Source organism: Inquilinus sp. (assembly GCF_039594555.1).
Lineage (GTDB): Bacteria > Pseudomonadota > Alphaproteobacteria > DSM-16000 > Inquilinaceae > Inquilinus.
The window spans coordinates 1-3426 of sequence record NZ_JBCNNF010000575.1 but is presented as its reverse complement, the minus strand read 5'-3'; the positions used below and the strand labels follow the sequence as shown (position 1 = coordinate 3426).

4 protein-coding genes are annotated in these 3426 nt (G+C 71.0%); 1 reads left to right on the top strand and 3 read right to left on the bottom strand.

Features of this window, described 5'->3' with window-relative positions; all coding sequences use genetic code 11:
* Both ABDW35_RS34295 and ABDW35_RS34290 read right to left on the bottom strand, forming a co-directional pair.
* Nucleotides 1-1031, bottom strand: a 1031-nt coding sequence (locus ABDW35_RS34295) for a stimulus-sensing domain-containing protein (protein WP_343718328.1), incomplete at its 3' end; no start/stop codon positions are given.
* A 70-nt stretch (nt 1032-1101) separates the two neighbouring features.
* Complete coding sequence (locus tag ABDW35_RS34290) at nt 1102-1800, bottom strand: response regulator transcription factor (RefSeq protein WP_088151853.1); 699 nt, start codon at nt 1798-1800, stop codon at nt 1102-1104.
* Nucleotides 1801-1941: 141 nt separating this feature from the next.
* Here ABDW35_RS34290 and ABDW35_RS34285 point away from each other — a divergent pair, with 141 nt between their 5' ends.
* Nucleotides 1942-2667, top strand: a complete 726-nt coding sequence (locus tag ABDW35_RS34285; protein ID WP_343718327.1) for a DUF2470 domain-containing protein — start codon at nt 1942-1944, stop codon at nt 2665-2667.
* Here ABDW35_RS34285 and pip read toward each other — a convergent pair.
* Nucleotides 2664-3426: prolyl aminopeptidase (gene pip, locus ABDW35_RS34280; RefSeq protein WP_343718326.1), on the bottom strand; the 763-nt coding region annotated here is incomplete at its 5' end. The two genes, ABDW35_RS34285 and pip, sit on opposite strands and share 4 nt — an antisense overlap.

The window sequence follows — 3426 nt, the reverse complement described above, 5'->3', positions numbered from 1 at the left end:
GAGAAACCGCTGACAGAACGCAAGATCCTCATCATGGAAGCCGGAATCTCGATCTTGCGGCCGCGGCCCTGCTGCACCCGCTCCGCCGCCCGCGCCAGCCGGCGGATCGGCCGGGTGATGGTGCCGGCGAGATAGAGGGACAGGATGATGGTGACGCCCAGCGCGATGGCGAAGACCTTCAGGATCTCCTCGCGCACCGTCTGCAGGTTGCCCTCGATGTTGACGCCCTCGCGGGTCATCAGCACGGCGCCTAGCACCAGCCGCACGCGCTGCACCGGCACAGCCACGCCCAGCATCAGCTTGCCGTCCTCGCGGGTCCAGATCTGGCGGCCGACGCCGCCGCTCAGCGCCGCGCGCACGCTGGCATAGTCGTTGCCCTGCTGGTCCTGCCGCTCGACATAGCCGGGCCAGCGCTTGCGCGGGCCGGCGAATTCGCTCGACCAGTCGTAGATCGCGTCCCAGGCGCTGCGCAGCCAGCCCTTGGACTGCGGCGGCAGCAGCGGCCGCACCTCGATGATGCCGCCGGGCTGGCCCAGCATCCGGCTGTCGGCCAGCAGCTTGCCGTCGGCGCCGAACAGCCGGGCGCGGGTGTCGTTGGTCTGGTACACCCGGCGCACGATCTGGCGGGCATTGTCCGGGTCCAGCGACTGCGCCGTGTCGACGCCGCCGACCACTGCCGCCTCGGCCAGGTTGGCGGCCAGGATCGTGGCCTCGGCGTCGAGCGAGGACAGCTCGTTCTCGATCAGCCGCTCCTGGTAGGACGACAGGTACAGCATGCCGCCGACCAGCATCATCAGGGCCATCATGTTGACGGCCAGGACCCGGGCGGTGAGCTTGGAGAAGAAGCGCCGGCGCAGGCGCGTGACCGGCGCGTCGACGGCGCGGCCGCCGACCGGGGTCGCGGTGATCGGGTCGGCAGCCGTCTCCGGCGCGGCGGCCTCGACGGCGGCGCCGGTCATGTCGGGGCTGGCCTCGGCCGGCTCGCCGAGGCGCGGCGCGGGGCCGCGGGAGGCTCGTAACGGGGCCGTCATGGCGTCATGCGGCGGTCAGCTCCGCACCGCGGCCGGGAAGGGGCGGCCAGCACTCAGCAACAGGGCGCGCTCAGGCCTCCTTATAGCGGTAGCCGACGCCGTACAGCGTCTCGATATGGCCGAACTCGGTGTCGATCGCCTTGAACTTCTTGCGGATGCGCTTGATGTGGCTGTCGATGGTGCGGTCATCGACATAGATGTGCTCGCCATAGGCCGCGTCCATCAGCTGGTCCCGGCTCTTGACGTGGCCGGGGCGGATGGCCAGCGCCTTGACCAGCAGGAATTCGGTGACCGTCAGGTCGATGGTCTCGCCGCGCCACAGGCAGGCATGACGGTTGCCGTCCAGCGTCAGGTCGCCGCGGGTGACCACGGCCGCGGGGTCGGCCGGGGTGGTGTCGGTCGCCAGCTGCTCGCGCCGCAGCAGGGCCCGGATCCGCTCGATCAGCAGGCGCTGGGAGAACGGCTTCTTGATGTAGTCGTCGGCGCCCATGCGCAGACCGAGCAGCTCGTCGACCTCGTCATCCTTCGAGGTCAGGAAGATCACCGGCATGTTGGTGGTCTTGCGCAGCCGGCCCAGCAGCTCCATCCCGTCCATGCGCGGCATCTTGATGTCGAGAACGGCCAGGTCGACCGGCTTCTGGGCCAGCCCGCGCAGCGCCTCGTCGCCGTCGGAGAAGGTGCGGACCTCGTAGCCTTCCGACTCCAGGGACATCGCGACCGATGTCAGGATGTTACGATCGTCATCGACCAGCGCGATGGTCTGGGCCATGGCCCCCTCCACTCTCACCACCCGCCCCCGGCGGGCACATTCGCATTGCCGGGGACGCTGAACGCCCAATATGGCGTATTCGCGGCCAAAATGTCACTCGGACGAGGTAATCTCCAAGAAAACCAGCGAGGTAGCGGCGCCATGACCCGATCGGACCCCGCCCCGGCCGCGCAGGCACGGCTCCTGCTGCGCAGCCTGGACCGCGCCGCGCTGGCGACGCTCGACGCTGAGGGCGGGCCCTACGCCTCGCTGGTGCTGGCCGCGACCGACCCCGCCGGCCAGCCGCTGCTGCTGATCTCGCGGCTGGCGGAGCACACCGGCAATCTCGAACGCGACTCCCGGGCGTCGCTGCTGTTCGACGGCACGGCCGGCTTCGATCAGCCGCTGACCGGGCCGCGCCTGACCGTCTCCGGCCGGGCCGAGCCGGCGGACGATCCTGGGCTGCGCGCCCGCTACCTGGCCCGCCACCCGGACGCCGCCGGCTATGCCGGCTTCCCGGATTTCAGCCTATGGCGGGTGCGGGTCGAGCGCGGCCACATGGTCGCCGGCTTCGGCGCCATCCACCGCTTCGACGCCGGCGACCTGCTGATCGACCCGCCGGTGGCGCTGACGGCGGCCGAAGACCGCATCATCGGCCATATGAACGACGACCACGCCGACGCCATCGACCTCTATGCCCAGGCGCTGCTGGGGCGAAGCGGCAGCGGCTGGCGGATGACCGGGATCGACGCCGACGGCGCCGACCTCCGCCTCGGCGGCGCCGTCGCCCGGCTGGCCTTCGCCGCGCCGGTGGCCGACGCCGAGGCGGCACGGAAGGAGCTGGTGCGCCTGGTCCGCCACGCCCGCGGCGGCGGGCTGGCGGATTAACCCGCCGCCTTCAGCCGTTCCATCGTCTCGACCAAAGCGGTGCGGATGCCGGGCTCCATCGCCGAATGGCCGGCATCCGGCACCACGACATAGGCCGCCTCCGGCCAGGCGCGGTGCAGCTCGTCGGCCGTGGTGATCGGGCAGACCGTGTCGTAGCGGCCCTGCACGATCGTCGCCGGGATGTGGCGGATGCGATCGACCTGCTGCAGCAGCCGGTCCGGCGGGGCGAACAGGTTGTTCAGAAAGTAATGCGCCTCGATCCGGGCCAGGCCCAGCGCATGCGCGTCCTCGCCGGCCGAGGCCACGATCTCCGGGTTCGGCAGCAGGGTGGAGCAGGAGCCCTCATAGATGCTCCAGGCCCGGGCGGCCGGCAGGTGCACCGCCGGGTCGGGGTCGGTCAGGCGGCGGTGATAGGCGCGGGTCAGGTCGCGGCGCTCGGCCGGCGGCAGGAACTCGACGAAACTGCGATGCGCCTCCGGGAAGAAGGTGCCCATGCCGTGGAAGAACCAGTCGATCTCCTGCGGCCGCATCAGGAAGATGCCGCGCAGGGTCAGCGACCGGCAGCGCTGCGGATGCGCCTGGGCATAGGCCAGAGCGAGGGTCGAGCCCCAGGAGCCGCCGAAGACGTGCCAGCGCTCGATGCCCAGCATCCGTCGCAGCTGCTCCATGTCCCCGACCAGGTGCTCGGTGGTGTTCTGCCGGGTCTCGCCCAGCGGCCGCGACCGGCCGGCGCCGCGCTGGTCGAAGATGATGATGCGG